The organism is Nonomuraea sp. NPDC052129, assembly GCF_040680095.1.
GTDB lineage: Bacteria > Actinomycetota > Actinomycetes > Streptosporangiales > Streptosporangiaceae > Nonomuraea.
In genome coordinates, this window is sequence record NZ_JBFAVX010000019.1 from 25,654 (window position 1) to 40,728 (window position 15,075).

Sequence of the window (15,075 nt, forward strand, 5' to 3'; positions counted from 1 at the left end):
GCTTGTCGTGGGGTTGTCGGGGTGATCAGAGGCAGCGGCGATGAACCTCATCCACGCGTTGCGTCAGCCCGCTCCGGTCGAGGTGTTCGAGCAGCGGCACCGCGACCCGCCGACTGGTGTCGAGGGCCCGCCTGGCCTGACTGACCGTGAAGGGCTGCGGCAGGCGGCGCAGCAACTCTGCCGCCCGTACGTCCGCGCCAGGCAGGAGCACGATCCCCTCGGCCACGCGCAACAGACGCCCGGCCCGTACTGCCGCCGCCACCTCCCGCGACCCCAGCCCCAGCTCAGCCAACCGCCCAGCCTCCGGCGCCTGGAAGGGGTGTGCCGCCAACTCTCCCCTCAGCCGCTCGACCGCCCGCGCCACCGGCTCGGGCAGCCCAGCAGGCCGGGTCACGATCCGCCCTTCGGCAAGCGTGAACGGCACCCGCACCAGCGCGGCGACCAACTGCCGGTCGGGCAGCCCGAGCGCATGGCGAGCCGCCTCGATCGGCATGCCAGGCTCCAGGGGGTGCTCGATGGCGTACCGCCGCGCCGTGTCGACCAGCCGCTCACCCAACTCGGCCCAGTACTCGGGATCGGCGTACCAGTCCCCGCAGACCGGCCCCCCGCCCAGGTCACCGGCCTCGACGTCCGAGTCCGGGCCGGATGTGCCGATCATGGCGGTCAGGTCGGCCGCGCGCAGCAGCCGGTGGACGCGCAGAGCGGAGGCGGCGTCCGGTGCGGCCGGCTCCAGCCGGGCGGCGTGCGCCCGCGCCGCGCCCCGGCGGCCGAGCGCGGGCGGGCGCACGTCGAGCACGCTCGCCCCCGCCAGCACCCGCACCTCGGCCCGGTCGCGGCCAGGGTCACGCAGCAGCAGCACGTCTCCGAGGTGGAGCGGGAGCGGGCGGGCCAAGCGCAGCCGTACGACGATCCCGCCGAGCGGCCGCACCTCACACCCCACCGCCGCCGACCCGATGTGCGCGGTCAACCGCCGGGGCAGCCGCCGCTCCTCCCCGCCCGCCGAAACGACCCCCCTTTCCGGCCCCACAGGGGAGATCCGGACGTCGACCAGGTCCGTCCACGTCCACCGGCCGGGTGTGACCAGGGCCCGGCCTCGCTCGGGGAAGCCGTGGCCGCGCAGGTTGACCGCCACTCTGGCGACGCCGGTCACCGAGGACACCGGCTCCTTCAGGGACTCCAGCGCCCGCACTCGTATCGGCTCGCCGTCCAGCGCCAGCTCGTCGCCCACCGAGATGGTGCCCGCGGGCAGGGTCCCGGTCACGACCGTGCCGCTGCCGGTCACACTGAACGCCCGGTCGATCCACAACCGGACCGGCGCCGCCGGATCGGGCGCGGGCAGCGCGGCGACCAGCCGGTCCAGCGCCGCCCGCAACTCATCAAGTCCCTGCCCGGTCAGCCCGCTCACCACCACCGCCTCGACCACGCCAAGACCTGCGGTCAGGCGAGTGCGCGCCTGGTCGAGGGCGGGGTCGGGGTCGGCGAGGTCGGCTCGGGTCACCGCGAGCAGGCAGTGCCGTACGCCGAGCGCCTCCAGCGCCACCACATGCTCCTCGGACTGCGGCATCCAGCCCTCGTCCGCCGCCACCACGAACAGCACCGCCGGCACCGGACCGACCCCCGCCAGCATCGTGCTGAGAAACCGCTCATGCCCCGGTACGTCCACGAAGGCGAGGCACCGCCCCGAAGGCAGCGTGGTCCACGCGTACCCCAGCTCGATCGTCAGCCCCCGCCGCCGCTCCTCCTCCAGCCGATCGGGCTCCATCCCGGTGAGAGCCCGCACCAGCGTGGACTTACCGTGATCGACGTGACCCGCCGTGGCCACGACGTACATCAGCCGCCCGCCTCGAAGCCACTCACCCCGAGGCCACTCGCCCCGAGGATCGCGCGGGCCACATCATCGTCGCGGTCGCCGGGAACGGTGCGCAGGTCCAGCAGCAGCCGCCCGCCCTCGATCCGGCCGACCACCGGGGGATCACCAGCGCGCAGCGGTGCGGCGAGCCGTTCGGGCAGGCTGACGGCGGCGCTCGGCAGCGTCACCCCGGGCGCCCCACCGCCCCCGACGGCGGCCTGGCTCGGCACCGCCCGCGCGTCGACTCCCGCCTCGGCGAGCAGCCCGGCGAGGGCCGCGGCACGGTCGTCGAGCGCCGCCGGATCGGCATGCAGCGCCAGCCGGACGGGCGTGACAGGACCGCGGAGCGTGGCCTCCAGCGCGGCCAGCGTCAGCTTGTCGACTCGCAATGCGCGGGCGAGCGGGTGCCGCCTGCAGCGTTCGACCAGGTCACGGCGGCCGAGAAGGAGACCCGCCTGTGGTCCGCCGAGCAGCTTGTCGCCGCTGGCCGTCACCAGGTCCGCCCCGGCCGCCAGTACGGTCGCCGCGTCCGGCTCCTCGGGCAACAGTGGCTCGCGCGCCAGCAGCCCCGAGCCGATGTCGGCGACGACGGGCACACCGAGCCCGGTCAGCTCGCGTACCTCGACGGAGCCGGTGAAGCCGTCGATCCGGAAGTTCGACGGGTGCACCTTGAGCACGCATCCGGTCTCCGGCCCCACGGCCGCCGCGTAGTCGCGGTAGGAGGTGCGGTTGGTCGTACCGACCTCGCGCAGTCGCGCCCCGGTGGAGACGAGCAGGTCGGGGATGCGGAACCCGTCGCCGATCTCCACGAGCTCGCCCCGGCTGATCACGATCTCCCGGCCGGCGGCGAGCACGGTCGCCACGAGGACGAGCGCGGCGGCGTTGTTGTTGACGACGTGTACGTCCTCGGCGGCCGGCACAGCACGGGCGAGCGCGTCCAGCGCACCCCGCCCGCGCCGGGCCCGAGTGCCGGTCTTCAGGTCGAACTCCACGTCGGCGACACCGGCCGCGGCGACCATCGCCTCAATCGCGGCGGGCGACAGGGGCGCCCGGCCCAGGTTGGTGTGGACCAGCACGCCGGTCGCGTTGATCACCGCGCGCAGACTCGCGGCCCGCGGCGGGAGCGCCGCCACCGCCGCGTCGGCGACCTCCTCGGGACCGATCTCGCCGCTCCGCACCCGCTGCTGCGCCCACGCCACCGCGTCCTTGACGACCGACCGGCCCAGCCGCCCGCCCGCCGCCACCAGCCGCGGATCGGCGAGTACGGCATCCGTACGGGGTACGTGCCTGCGTGGGTCCACCCTTCGAAAATAGAACGGAGGCGGACGGGAATCGAACCCGCCAGGCCGAGGACCTCGGCCTCGTCGGTTTTGAAGACCGCGGGGGCCACCAGGCGCCCAGACGCCTCCAACGCAGAACCTACCCGTCACAGCGGGTATGACCTCAAACGCCACACCCGTCGCGAGCCACCCGAGGGCGCCATGACACGCACCACCGAGACGGTCCGGCTGACGCAGTACGCGCACGGAGGCGGCTGCGCCTGCAAGATCCCACCAGGCGAGCTGGAAGCCGTGGTGGCGGAACTCCGCGCGCATGGCCCCGGCGCCACAGGGGAGCTGATCATCGGGCTGGACGACGGGGACGACGCGGCCGTGGTCCGTATCGACGGCGGCCGGGCGATCGTGGCCACCGCCGACTTCTTCACCCCGGTGGTCGACGACCCCTACGACTGGGGCCGTATCGCGGCGGCCAACGCCCTGTCGGACGTCTACGCGGTCGGCGGGGAGCCGCTGGTGGCGGTCAACCTGCTCGGCTGGCCAAGGGACAAGCTGCCCATGGAGCTGGCCAAGGAGGTTCTGCGCGGCGGCCTGGACGTGGCCACGGCGGCGGCCTGCCACGTCGCGGGCGGCCACAGCGTCGACGACCCGGAGCCGAAGTACGGCATGGCCGTCACCGGCCTGGCAGACCCCGCCCGGCTGCTGCGCATCGACGGCGGCCGACCCGGACTGCCGATCTCCCTCACCAAGCCGCTCGGCATCGGGGCGCTCAACACCCGGCACAAGGCAACCGGCGAGGTGTTCCCGCAGGCGGTCGCGGCGATGACCGCCCTGAACCGTGACGCCTCCCGGACCGCGCTGGCCGCCGGAGCGAGGTGCGCGACGGACGTGACCGGGTTCGGCCTGGTGGGCCACCTCTACAAGCTGGCCCGGGCGAGCGGCGTCACGGCCGTGGTGGACGTGGCGGCCGTACCGTACCTGGAAGGGGCCCGGGAGGCGGTACGCGACGGCTACGTCAGCGGCGGCACCCGCCGCAACCTCGACTGGGTCCGCCCCTGGCTCGATCCCGGCGGCTACGGCGAGGACGACCTGCTACTACTCGCCGACGCCCAGACCTCCGGCGGCCTGCTGGTGGCCGGCGAGATCCCCGGCGCGCCGGTCATCGGCGAACTGGTCCCCCTGGCCGGCCCTCACCTGCGGCTCCGCTGACAGTACTTGCCCGAAGTCGATCAGCAGTTCGTAACCAACCGAAGGAGGAGCGCATGGAAGACGCGGGCTGGGTCAGCGTTTCCGCGCCCTACGTACGGCCGCGGCGCGCAGCGTCTGCTCGCTCCGGGCGATCAACGTGATAGGCAGCCCCTCCCTGGCGAACCGACGAGCCACCGCCTGTCCGATCCCCGGACCCGCACCAACGATCACTGCGCCTGACATGGACATCTCCTCGCTCTTCTTGATCGGCAATAATTGGGACGCTAAGGCTTCTCATCTATGTGAAGGTCAAGATGCGGATCGGTGACCTGGCCCACGAGACCGGGGTGAACAAGCGGCTGTTGCGCTACTACGAGGAACAGGGGCTCCTTAAGCCGGTCCGCCTGGGGAACGGCTACCGCGAGTACACCGAGGCGGACATTCCAACGGTCCGCCATATCCGCACCCTGCTCGCCGCCGGGCTTTCCACCACAGTCATCGCCCGGGTCCTGCACTGCGTGCACGACGATGGCGAGCTGATGGTGTCTTCCGGCTGCCCGGCCTTCATCGAGGACTTGCGGCGCGAACGTGCCCACATCGCCGAGATGATCGCTCAGCTCCAGAGTTCGCAGAAGGTACTGGACACGATTCTTGACGCGGCCCTGCAAGAGGCCTCAAGAGGCTGACGCCTGGCGCTGCCGCTGGGGGACGATCGTGTACTTCGGGTCGGCGGCCGAGGCCCTGCCCGCCTCCAGGACGCCGAACCGGGTGCACAGAGCACCCGCCGTAAGAGCGAGACCGGACAGGGCGGTGAGGGTACGGCTGCGCCCGGCGATCGACGCGAGCAGCCCGCCACCGGCCGTCAGTACGCGGGCCGAGAGCATCAGGCGCCCCGCCCTCCCCAGCCGGTACGGCTCGCCCACCAGGCCGAGCCGCCGTTCCATCACCACGCCGGCGACAATCTCCACGGCGGCCCCCATCATCGCCACGACGCGGGCCGGCCCCGCCTGCGCCCGTGGGGTCGCCAGCATGCCCACCGCCCCGGCGCTGGCCAGCGCGCTCCCGGCGAACAGGAACGGCAATTCCCGGTAGGCCTCGTGCCAGGCGGGCACAGCGGTGTCGGCGACCACGACGGCGGTGTAGGTGGCGGTCAGCGGGCCGGTCAGGCCCGTGGCGAGGGCCGCCGCGTCTCCCACGGCGGGCAGGATCCCGGTCAGCTCGGTCGAGGCGGCGACCGCCGACAGCCCGCCCTGTGCGGCCAGGAGCCAGGAGCCCATGCTCATCGGCGATGTGGGCTTGAACACGCGGAACATGTTGAGGAAGCGATCGGGCCTGCCCAGTTCGGCGATGAGGAACCCGGTGCCGGCGGCGGCGCCGATCGCCGCCGCGACCCGGGCGGTACGCTCCAGCCGGTCGTGCCCGGTGAACCCGGCCATGACCGCTATCACCGACGAAGCCCCCGACAGACCCCCCGCGTAGAGATATGTCGGCATATGGGGTTCGTGCCAGACGGGGGCCTTGATCACTGGCCGCCCGTAGTAGGACCGGAACTCCGCCTCCGGCACCATCGACCGCTCCCCCTTCGGCACCGTCGACCGCTCCCGCGTCACCGCCGCGCCCCCTTCCGCGAACCCGCGAATACGCCCGCGCCCGCAGAGGCGCCCGCGCCCGCGAATGCCGCCACCACCGCCCCGGCCACGGACAGCGCCGCCGCCCCCGCCCAGCGCCACATCGACGGCAGGTCACGAGTGGTCACCACGGGATCCGGCGGCAGCCCGTACACCTCGGGCTCGTCCAGCAGCAGGAAGAACGCCCCCGCGCCGCCCACACCGTCGTCCGGGCTCTCGCCGTACAGGCGGGCCTCGGCCTGCCCGTCGGCGTGCAGCCGCTCCACCCGCTCCTCGGCCCGCTCCCGCAGCTCATCCAGCGGGCCGAACTGGATCGAGTCGGTCGGGCACGCCTTGGCGCACGCCGGTTCGAGGCCACCGCGTTGCCGGTCGTAGCACATCGTGCACTTCCACGCCCGCCCGTCGTCCTCACGCCGCTCGATCACCCCGTACGGGCAGGCGGACACGCAGTAGCCGCAACCGTTGCAGATGTCCTCCTGGATCACCACCGTGCCGAACTCGGTACGGAACAGCGCGCCGGTCGGGCAGACGTCCAGGCAGGCGGCGTGCGTGCAGTGCTTGCACACGTCCGACGACATCAGCCACCGCTCGACGCCGTCATCACTAGAGCCTTCCAGAGGCACCGGGCGGGACTGCTCGATGAAGGCCACGTGCCGCCAGGTGTTCGCCCCGAGCGCCCCGGTGTTGTCGTAGGAGTTCGCCTCGAACACGAAGCCGTCGTCGGGCAGCTGGTTCCACTCCTTGCACGCCACCTGGCACGCCTTGCAGCCGATGCAGACGCTCGTGTCGGTGAAGAAGCCGTACCTATGTGGTGCTACGTCCGTCACGGGAAGCCTCGAATGATGAGTGTCCATGTTTCTGCCCTGACCTGGGAGAACGCTGAGGCGTCTCTGACCGGCTTGCCCGGGTCGGAGCGGGACAAACCTTTCCAATGGCCGTCGTAACGGACTCGGCCACAAATTTCCCTGACAACGCGAACGGCCCCAAGCCGGTGCTGGAACACCTGCTCAGGGCCTTGATCCCCCACCTGCATCAACCAGGAGAGGACCCATGACCATTAGTAGCATCCCCGAGCCTGAGGACGTCTCCGCGCTCATCAGCGAGACTGAGTCCTTCCTGGCCGCCCATACGCCGGTCGAGCAGCCCGCCCCGTCAGTGGCCGTTTCCGGCGAGACCAAGCGCGTGCGCCAGCTCCGGGCCGAGGTCGCCGAGGCTCACCTTCTGGCAGACCTCCAGGACGACGACTCGCCGCTCCTGCTCGACTCGCCCAAGGTACGCAAGCGTCGCCGGGCCGCCCACGAGGCCGCGCGCCTGCACGAGCTGGCCCAGGACCCGATGATGCGCGCCTGGCAGGCCTCCCGCATGCGTAAGCTCCTGGTCACCGTGGCCATGGTGTCGCTGACGCTCGCGCTGGCTTGGTCGACGGCCGGTGTCCAGGTGTTCGCCTCCGAGGGCGCTCCGGCCTGGTCGCCGTCGTGGGTCTTCGCATGGCTGGTTGAGCCGTTTATGAGCATGGCCCTGCTCGTCGTCGTCGGCGCCCGCGCCTACATGGCCACCCACGGCCAGCCCATCGCGAGCAAGACGCTCACGCGCATCGAGTACCTGTTCCTCGGCCTCACCTTGGGCATGAACGCCTGGCGTCACCTGCCCGGCGTGGCCGCCGACTTCTCCCTGTCGGCTCTGGTCCTCCACATCCTCGGCCCGGTCGTGGCCGTGGCCATCGTGACCGCCCTGCCGATCATCCTCGCCGCGTTCACGGAGCTGGACCACGGCCGGAGCACCGGCGCGGAGGCCTCCGGCTCCACCCCTCCCGCGACTCGGCGGCCGTCGCTCTCCGCCCCCGCTGACCAGCAGTCGGATAGGGGTTCGGAGACCCCTCCGCGTGGCCGCTCGCTGGCCGATCACCGGACTGAGCTGACGCTCCTGATCGCGAACGGCGCTCTCCCGGCGAAGCCGTCGGCGGAGGCCATCCGGAAGGCGCTCGGCTGCAGCCGTGACACGGCCAAGTTCCTCCGCGACGAACGCTGAGCCCCCGGCCCGCAGGCGGGCCTGACGAAACCACAGAGACAGTACGACCCCGGTCGGTGCGCTAACACCGGCCCGGGGTCTGAGATCCACCCCTGCTTCAACCAGGAGAGATCCTTGAACCACCGTACCGGCATTCGCCGGGCCGAACTGCCCACCGATCACTTCACGACGATCAGCAATAGCTGGGTCCGTGACAAGCGGCTGACCTGGAAGGCGCGCGGCGTCCTCGCCTGGCTGGCCTCCCACAGGGTCGGCTTCCGGATCTCGGAGAAGGCCCTCATCGCTGCCGCACCGGACGGGCGTGACGCCGTACGCGGCGCCCTGAAGGAGCTGGAGACGCACGGCTACCTCATCCGTGAGCGCCAGCGCGCGGCCAGCGGCAAGCTCGGCGGCACCGACTACATCCTGATGGACCCCTGGGTGAACCCGCAGGTCGCGACCAACGACGGGAATCCCGTCCTTGGTGAGCACGGCCAGCCCGCACCTACGACGGCTGTCACGTCGCAGGTCCCGACCAGCGGAAACGAGGTCAACGCCCAGGTCGTACCTGTGACGGGTAGCCCGGCGGAGGCTGCCACCAGCGCGAACGAGGCATCGCCGCAGGTCGACACCAAGGACGGGATTCCCACCCTCTTTAAGAAGAACAACAACCAGAAGAACAACAAGAAGACCAATGATCATCTTCTCGCCGTAGGCGAGCGCACGGTCCGTACCGCGCGAGGCGCCGCGCAGACGCCTTCGGCGAATCAGGAAGATCTTTCTCGGCTGGCTGGTGACGTGCTCGGCCAGATGCCGGACCACTACCGGAAGGCACCGGCCTGGCTGCGCTCCCGGATGCTCAAGCGGATCTCCGAGGCCCTCGCCGATCACGAGCCCGTGGCCCTCGTCGAGTACGCGCACAACTTCGCCTCCGACCCGAATTTCGGCGACTACGAGCACGTGCGCCGGTTCGCCGACGTGGTCCGGAAGCTGGACGCCGATATCGCCGACGGCACCACCTGCCCCCGCTGCGGCCGTGACCCGCTGCACACGTTCTGCTCCGCCGACGTCGAGGGAGGCACCCGATGAGCGCCGATGCCGTTGAGATCACCACGGGCGGCCCTGACGAGCCTTCTGAGCCGGTTTCGGCGGCCCGTAGGCCCAGGAAGATCACCCCGGCATCTGTGGGGCTCTCAGGCGATCACAGCGCCTTTCAGCCCAGCGGCCGGACCGGTGCTGGTCGGCCGCTGGCGCCGGGCGACGCGGGGGCCCTGCGGTACGCCGTGAGCGTCGTCGGTCACGGTGCCGTGCGGACGCCGCTGAACACCTGGGAGCGTGCTTGGGACTGGCTCAAGCTGGCCCACCTGCGCGACGGCGGCACCCACCGGGGACCTGTGGCCGAGAAGCACGCGGCCGTCTATGCGCAGCTCCAGCAGACACGCACCGTGCGGGCCGGTGCCGTGGCCAAGGTGGCCGCCTGGCCGTGGACGACCCGCGCGAAGGTCGGCAAGGTGCCCGTGGCCCTCGTGACCTGGGGCGTTACCGCAGGTGAGGGGGTGTACGCGAGTCAGCCGGCGAATCCGCTCCTGGCTACCATCCTCGGCGGGTTCAACGGCCTGCTCGCCGACGCGGTCACCGCCGTTGTCCACCTGGCCAGCCCGGCCGCTCTGCCTGCCGCTGGGCTCGCTGGCCTCGCTGCCGTCGGCGGGAGCATCCGGCGCGAGCATGACCGGCGCCGCGCGCTGCGGGTCGTCCGGGACGGCGCCGACGTCGGCCTGCGCGAGGATGGGGAGCTGCTGCCGTCCATGCCGATCGCGGACTGCTCGCACCCCAACGCCGCCATGGAGGCGGTTCGCCGGGCGCTGGCTATCGAGCGGGTCAACGTCCGGCCGCTGACAGCCACCGCTACGCCGTGGGGCTGGGAAGTCGTCGTACAGATGCGCAAGGGCCAGCCCGGGGACATCACCCGCGCGGCGGCCGATCTGGAGACGCTGCTCGATGTGCGCGAGGCCGGGGTCCTGGTCACCCCGCACCGTGACCGGCGGGCCAGGGTCACGCTGCGGGTGATCGAGTCGGACCCGTGGGCGGACATGCCGTCGGCGGCGGACTACGCGGGCCAGAGCAGGACCGTGCTGGACCCGATCTGGCTGGGCCAGCGACTCGACGGCGCCCAGGTCAGTACCCCGTTCGCCAGCAAGCACAGCCTCATCCTGGCTGCGTCCGGTGGCGGTAAGTCGATCCTGCTGCGGGCGATCGTTGACGGCCTCGGCGTGGCCTCCGACGTTCATCTGTGGGACCTGGACCCCTCGGGCGTCGGCCAGGCGCCGCAGGCCGCCGTTATGGGCAGGGTGGCCCTGGACCCGCAAGACTGCGAGAACGCCCTGACGGACGCCGTGGCTATCGCCGTGGCGCGCACGCGGCAGCTGCGCAAGCTGGGCATGGGCGACTCGTGGCAGGCAACGCCGGAGCGGCCCGCGCTGGCCGTGATCGTCGACGAGTACCCGCGCCTGACTCCGGCCGGTCGTGACGCGGCTGTCTCCCTGCTGCGGATCGGCCGGAAGGCGGCCGTGTTCCTCATCTTCGCCAGCCAGGACGCCAAGAAGGACACCCTCGGCGACTCCATCGCGGGCCAGGTGGCGTTCCGCGCGGCCGGTCCCGGTCTGCAGGACTGGCAGGCTGACCTCCTGTTCGGCGCCGGTGCTCGGGCGCGCGGCTGGGACCCCGGCCGGTACCAGCCCGCCACGTCGGCCGACTCCCCGAACGACGCCGGGACGTTCTACGTGGCCGGTGCCGGGGAAGACATGGCCCTGCCGATGAAGGTGGGGTACATGGCGGGCGCCGTGGCGCAGGCCCGCGCCGAGCAGTACGCCGCCCTCGGCCGGTGCCCGCTGCTCGACGCCGAGACGCTGACGGCCGCAGGCCTGGACGCGGCGGGCGTGTACGTGCGCACTGACGACGACGGCGCGGACATGGCTCCTGTGGTCACGCTGGCGCCGGTCGAGCCTGAGCCGGTTCCTGACGAGGCCCTGACGCTGCTGGAGGCCATCGCCGCTGATGTCCAGGCGTGGGGCACGGAGTGGGTGCCCGCCGCCGAGCTGGCCGCCATGGCTGCCGCGCGGATGGGCTGGCAGCAGGGCAAGACGACCGAGATGCGCACGGCCGCGCTGCTCGACGCTGCGGGGATCCCGTCGCGGCGCCGGTCGACGGGCGTTGTACGGCCTCGCGCCGCGCTCCTGGTGGCTGCTGGCCGGGAGCTGGACGCCACGGCGTAGGCGTACGCAGCGTGATCGTTGACGGTCTGCACGAGGGTCTGCACTTGGTCTACCGATGTAGGCCTGGTGCAGACCTCCGTGTACACCTGCGGTGCACACCGTGACCAGCAAGAACGGCCATTCTCGGCCAATTACGAGGCACGCGGGCGGAGAGGGGTCCAGACGCGACCCACCTGGACAAACAGGTCGGGCGCCCCTCTCCTCCACGCCGTGTAGACCAGGGCTGACGATCACGCTGCGGAGCCGCCTAGGCGGAGGTGGACCTGGCCACCGTGAGGAGTGAGGCGCAGCGGCCAGGTGCCTGCCCACCCAGCAAACAGGCCCTCTCCAAGAAGCACGGCGAGCCCCGCCGGCGGATCGAGGAGCTACGAGACCGTGACCCCGTCGCCACCCTGCCCGCCACGGAACTTTCGTCGTCGAGAAGGGCGCCCGAGGGCGGCGAGTAGGCCGGACGAAGTCGACGCAGTAACTAGGACCCTGGCCGCCGCGGGCTCCTGCTAGAGGAAATCCCGCAGGTCGGCGGGGTAATTGTCCGCCCGCTAGGGGGTCGCGAGTTGGTGGGTCATTCCGCGTTCTGTAACCGCCTATCCCAACTACTGAGCCGTCGACTTCCACAAAACGACCGAGAGCCGTCCAGGTCAGCTAGTAACTAGGGGCCCTGAACGTGCGGCACACCTGCTACTGCCACTCCTGTAACAGCTGGGCAGCGAGATCATTTCGGGACCCTGGAACGTATGGTCAGTTTTACCGTTACGTGATAGCTCTCGTGGGTGTCCGTTGACGTTGAGCGCGAAGACCTCCAGGACCTGCTGCGTCGTCTTGCTGACCGCACCCGAGTACGCAGCGAAGCGACCATTCAGTCCGATGTGCGACAAATTCTCCTGACCGGCGGTCTGGACCTCGCTGCGCACGATCTCGAAGTCCACCTCGAAGCACAAGTGGGCGAACGGCGCAGAATTGACATTGAGGTCGGATATACGGTCATAGAGGTCAAAAGGAGCCTGGCGAGTGCTGCTGTGGTTCAAGCTGCCGAGGTCCAGCTCGGCGACTACGTCGCCATGCGCATCCAGGAGACCGGGCAGCAGTACGTCGGAATCCTGACCGACGGCGCGGAGTGGCGCGCCTACCAGCTCCACAACGGTGTCATGAAGGAAGTGACACGACACGTCCTGAAGTCGGGACGCCCGGATCTGGGCGCTCTGCTTGCCTGGCTGGAGGGCGTTCTCGCGACGCGGCAAAATGTGCCGCCGACGCCGTCCGAAATTCGGGACCGCCTTGGCGCCGACAGCCCTTCCCACATGTTGGACTTCGCGAGCTTGCACCTCCTGTATGAGGAGCACGGACAGCTCCCGACCGTTCAGCTCAAGCGACAGCTCTGGTCGCAGCTCCTTCGGAGCGCTTTGGGGACACAGTTCACCGACGACACCGAGCTGTTCCTTGAACACACGCTCCTGGTCAACAGCGCCGAGATCATCGCGCACCTAGTGCTGGGCTTTGATGTCCTCGGCCTCCAGCCTGCCAGTCTGCTGAGCGGAGAGCACTTCAAACGCGCCCGCATCTCGGGTGTCGTGGATCAGGACTTCTTCGACTGGGTGTTGGAAATTCCAGGCGGCGACGCGTTCGTCCGCAGCCTTGCCCGCCGGCTCGCCCGATTCGACTGGCGGCAGGTGAACCACGACGTGCTCAAGGTCCTGTACGAGTCGATCATCGGGACGGAAACCAGGGTCAGCCTCGGCGAGTACTACACCCCCGACTGGCTCGCCGAGCGCATCGTCTCCGATACGGTCACCGACCCGCTCAGCCAACGAGTTCTGGACCCCTCGTGCGGGTCTGGAACGTTCTTGTTCCACGCCGTCCGGCGTTACCTGACCGCTGCGGAGCAACAGGGCATACCGCTCGCAGACGCGCTCGAAGGCCTGACAGGCCATGTGTACGGACTCGACCTCCACCCCGTCGCCGTCGCCCTCGCCAGGGTTACCTACGTGCTCGCCATCGGGCCTGAGCGATTAACTGGCAACCGTCGCGGTATACACGTCCCCGTCTACTTGGGCGATAGCGTGCAGTGGCGGCAGGAGAACGTCGACCTGTTCACGGGCGGACACCTGGTCATTTCGACCACTGGCGACCAGCTCTTCGGCAACGAGTTGACGTTCCCGGAAGGTCTACTCGACAACGCCGTCCGCTTTGACACCCTGATCTTGGAATTGGCGGCGCTGGCAGGCTCGCCGAGGGCCGTAGGGACGGTTCCGTCACTGACCGCGCTCTTCAACCGGATGGCGATCGAGCCCGAGTACCAGGACGCGATCAAGGACAGCTTCCGGCACCTGTGCTACCTCCACGACATCGGCAGGAATCACATCTGGAGCTATTACGTTCGCAACCTGGCCCGGCCGATGTGGCTCAGCAGGCCGCAGAACCGGGTGGATGTGATGGTGGGGAACCCGCCCTGGTTGGCCTACCGCCGGATGACGAAGGCGATGCAGGAGCGGTTCCGCGAGTTCTGCCAGGCTCGGGGCCTATGGCAGGGCGGGGAAGTTGCCACTCACCAGGACCTGTCCGGCCTGTTCGTGGCACGTGCTGTGCAACTGTTCTTGGGCGCTGGCGGAAAATTCGCCTTCGTGCTGCCGAATGCCGCACTTGACCGTGGCTACTACGCGGGCTTCCGGTCCGGCCGATACGCGGATCCGGCCGAGGTGACCACCGTCGAATTCACCGGCTCATGGGACCTGCGCCGGCTGCGTCCACACTTCTTCCCGCGCGGTGGCTGCGTGGTGTTCGGGCGTCGAACCGGGCCGGACACCGGTGCAACGCCCCTACCAGTGGCGACCATCCGATGGACCGGAAAGCTGCCCAAGGGCAGCGACACGTGGGACACCGTGGCTTCGGCCCTGACCCTGCAGCCAGCCACTCTTGCCCGATACACCAACGACCTCCTGGAGTCCCCGTACGAGCCGCGATTCCTCCAAGGAGCCACGCTCGTGCCTCGCGTCATCTTCATGGTGACCGAGCAGTCCTCTGGACCGCTTGGACTCCCGGCAGGCCATGCGGCTGTGATCTCGGAGCGCAGCAGCAGCGAGAAGGAGCCGTGGAAATACCTGCCCGCGTTTGAGCGAGTCGTGGAGAGCGAATTCGTCTGGCCAGTGCTGCTGGGGGACAGCATCCTGCCCTTCCGGGTACTCCCGCCGAGAAGGGCAGTGCTGCCGCTCACTGGAGGCCAGATCCTCGACGGGGACAACCCTCGGATCGACATGTACCCGGCTCTTGCTGATTGGTGGCGGAAGGCCGAGAAGATCTGGAAAGATCACCGGTCCAGCGAGCGCCTCACCCTCATCGAGCAGCTCGACTTCCGGAACAAGTTGACCGCGCAGATTCCAACACCACCGTTGAGAGTGGTTTACGGAGCCTCTGGGATGCACGTTTCCGCCGCACTAGTCGATGATCCCTCGACCATATGTGACAAGGCTCTGTACTGGGGAGCTGTTGCCAGCCGAGCAGAAGGTTACTTCCTCTGCGCCATCCTGAACTCGCCCGCACTCACCCAGCTGGTTCGGCCCCTCATGTCGTACGGGAAGGACGAGCGGCACGTCGACAAACACGTGTGGAAGCTGCCAATTCCGTTCTATGAATCATCGAACCAGGTCCACTCGCGCCTTGCCGAACTCGGGCACCGTCAGGCCGCCCTTGTGGCTGGCCTAGAACTCGACGAGGGCGCCAACTTTGTAGCACTTCGTCGTACTGTCCGGAAGGCGCTAGCCGCAGGCCCTGAGGCGGATGAGGTGGAAGAGCTGGTGCTTGGACTCCTAGACCAATAGACCGAGTCCACACGCCTTGGTCGGCCAATCATGATCGGCGTT

The 15,075-nt window shown here is 69.8% G+C and carries 11 protein-coding genes and 1 tRNA gene; 6 read left to right on the plus strand and 6 right to left on the minus strand.

Features of this window, described 5'->3' with window-relative positions; all coding sequences use genetic code 11:
- Positions 1-25: 25 nt before the first annotated feature.
- The 3 genes from AB0L53_RS34165 to AB0L53_RS34175 form a co-directional block, all read right to left on the minus strand.
- Positions 26-1,831 (minus strand): SelB C-terminal domain-containing protein, encoded by a 1,806-nt coding sequence (locus AB0L53_RS34165; RefSeq protein WP_364002825.1) that lies wholly within the window; start codon positions 1,829-1,831, stop codon positions 26-28.
- On the minus strand, positions 1,831-3,150 hold the full coding sequence (selA, locus tag AB0L53_RS34170; RefSeq protein ID WP_364002827.1) for an L-seryl-tRNA(Sec) selenium transferase: 1,320 nt from the start codon (positions 3,148-3,150) through the stop codon (positions 1,831-1,833). The genes AB0L53_RS34165 and selA overlap by 1 nt, the downstream gene beginning before the upstream one ends.
- A gap of 15 nt (positions 3,151-3,165) precedes the next feature.
- A tRNA-Sec gene (locus tag AB0L53_RS34175) sits at positions 3,166-3,258 on the minus strand.
- A 72-nt stretch (positions 3,259-3,330) separates the two neighbouring features.
- Between AB0L53_RS34175 and selD the strand changes: the two genes are divergently transcribed.
- On the plus strand, positions 3,331-4,335 hold the full coding sequence (gene selD, locus AB0L53_RS34180; RefSeq protein ID WP_364002830.1) for a selenide, water dikinase SelD: 1,005 nt from the start codon (positions 3,331-3,333) through the stop codon (positions 4,333-4,335).
- 72 nt (positions 4,336-4,407) lie between these two features.
- Here the strand turns inward: selD and AB0L53_RS34185 are convergent, their stop codons facing one another.
- Entirely contained in the window at positions 4,408-4,557 is a 150-nt protein-coding gene (locus AB0L53_RS34185; protein WP_364002833.1) for an SDR family NAD(P)-dependent oxidoreductase, read from the minus strand.
- A gap of 59 nt (positions 4,558-4,616) precedes the next feature.
- On the opposite strand from AB0L53_RS34185, the gene AB0L53_RS34190 reads away from it, so the two are divergent.
- Positions 4,617-5,000 (plus strand): MerR family transcriptional regulator, encoded by a 384-nt coding sequence (locus AB0L53_RS34190; RefSeq protein ID WP_364002836.1) that lies wholly within the window; start codon positions 4,617-4,619, stop codon positions 4,998-5,000.
- On the opposite strand, the gene nrfD is transcribed toward AB0L53_RS34190, so the two are convergent.
- Both nrfD and AB0L53_RS34200 read right to left on the minus strand, forming a co-directional pair.
- Positions 4,989-5,924: an NrfD/PsrC family molybdoenzyme membrane anchor subunit gene (nrfD, locus tag AB0L53_RS34195; protein WP_364002839.1), complete on the minus strand. Its 936-nt coding sequence runs from the start codon at positions 5,922-5,924 to the stop codon at positions 4,989-4,991. The two genes, AB0L53_RS34190 and nrfD, sit on opposite strands and share 12 nt — an antisense overlap.
- The gene (locus tag AB0L53_RS34200; protein ID WP_364002842.1) at positions 5,921-6,796 is read right to left on the minus strand and encodes a 4Fe-4S dicluster domain-containing protein; all 876 of its coding nucleotides are present in this window, start codon (positions 6,794-6,796) and stop codon (positions 5,921-5,923) included. Before AB0L53_RS34200 ends, nrfD begins: the two co-directional genes overlap by 4 nt.
- A 196-nt stretch (positions 6,797-6,992) precedes the next feature.
- On the opposite strand from AB0L53_RS34200, the gene AB0L53_RS34205 reads away from it, so the two are divergent.
- The 4 genes from AB0L53_RS34205 (at position 6,993) to AB0L53_RS34220 (ending at position 15,033) form a co-directional block, all read left to right on the plus strand.
- On the plus strand, positions 6,993-7,970 hold the full coding sequence (locus AB0L53_RS34205) for a hypothetical protein (RefSeq protein ID WP_364002845.1): 978 nt from the start codon (positions 6,993-6,995) through the stop codon (positions 7,968-7,970).
- Positions 7,971-8,084: 114 nt separating this feature from the next.
- The gene (locus tag AB0L53_RS34210; protein ID WP_364002848.1) at positions 8,085-9,038 is read left to right on the plus strand and encodes a hypothetical protein; all 954 of its coding nucleotides are present in this window, start codon (positions 8,085-8,087) and stop codon (positions 9,036-9,038) included.
- Positions 9,035-11,221 carry a hypothetical protein gene (locus tag AB0L53_RS34215; RefSeq protein WP_364002851.1) on the plus strand — a complete coding sequence of 729 codons (2,187 nt, stop codon included), beginning with the start codon at positions 9,035-9,037 and terminating at the stop codon, positions 11,219-11,221. The genes AB0L53_RS34210 and AB0L53_RS34215 overlap by 4 nt, the downstream gene beginning before the upstream one ends.
- A 770-nt stretch (positions 11,222-11,991) precedes the next feature.
- Positions 11,992-15,033 carry an N-6 DNA methylase gene (locus tag AB0L53_RS34220; protein ID WP_364002854.1) on the plus strand — a complete coding sequence of 1,014 codons (3,042 nt, stop codon included), beginning with the start codon at positions 11,992-11,994 and terminating at the stop codon, positions 15,031-15,033.
- Positions 15,034-15,075 lie beyond the last annotated feature (42 nt).

Bases quoted from the DNA above. Each gene is read 5' to 3' on its own strand.
- AB0L53_RS34165 (WP_364002825.1), bottom strand. From the start codon at position 1,831: ATGTACGTCGTGGCCACGGCGGGTCACGTCGATCACGGTAAGTCCACG.
- selD (WP_364002830.1), top strand. From the start codon at position 3,331: ATGACACGCACCACCGAGACGGTCCGGCTGACGCAGTACGCGCACGGA.
- AB0L53_RS34185 (WP_364002833.1), bottom strand. From the start codon at position 4,557: ATGTCAGGCGCAGTGATCGTTGGTGCGGGTCCGGGGATCGGACAGGCG.
- AB0L53_RS34200 (WP_364002842.1), bottom strand. From the start codon at position 6,796: ATGGACACTCATCATTCGAGGCTTCCCGTGACGGACGTAGCACCACAT.
- AB0L53_RS34205 (WP_364002845.1), top strand. From the start codon at position 6,993: ATGACCATTAGTAGCATCCCCGAGCCTGAGGACGTCTCCGCGCTCATC.
- AB0L53_RS34215 (WP_364002851.1), top strand. From the start codon at position 9,035: ATGAGCGCCGATGCCGTTGAGATCACCACGGGCGGCCCTGACGAGCCT.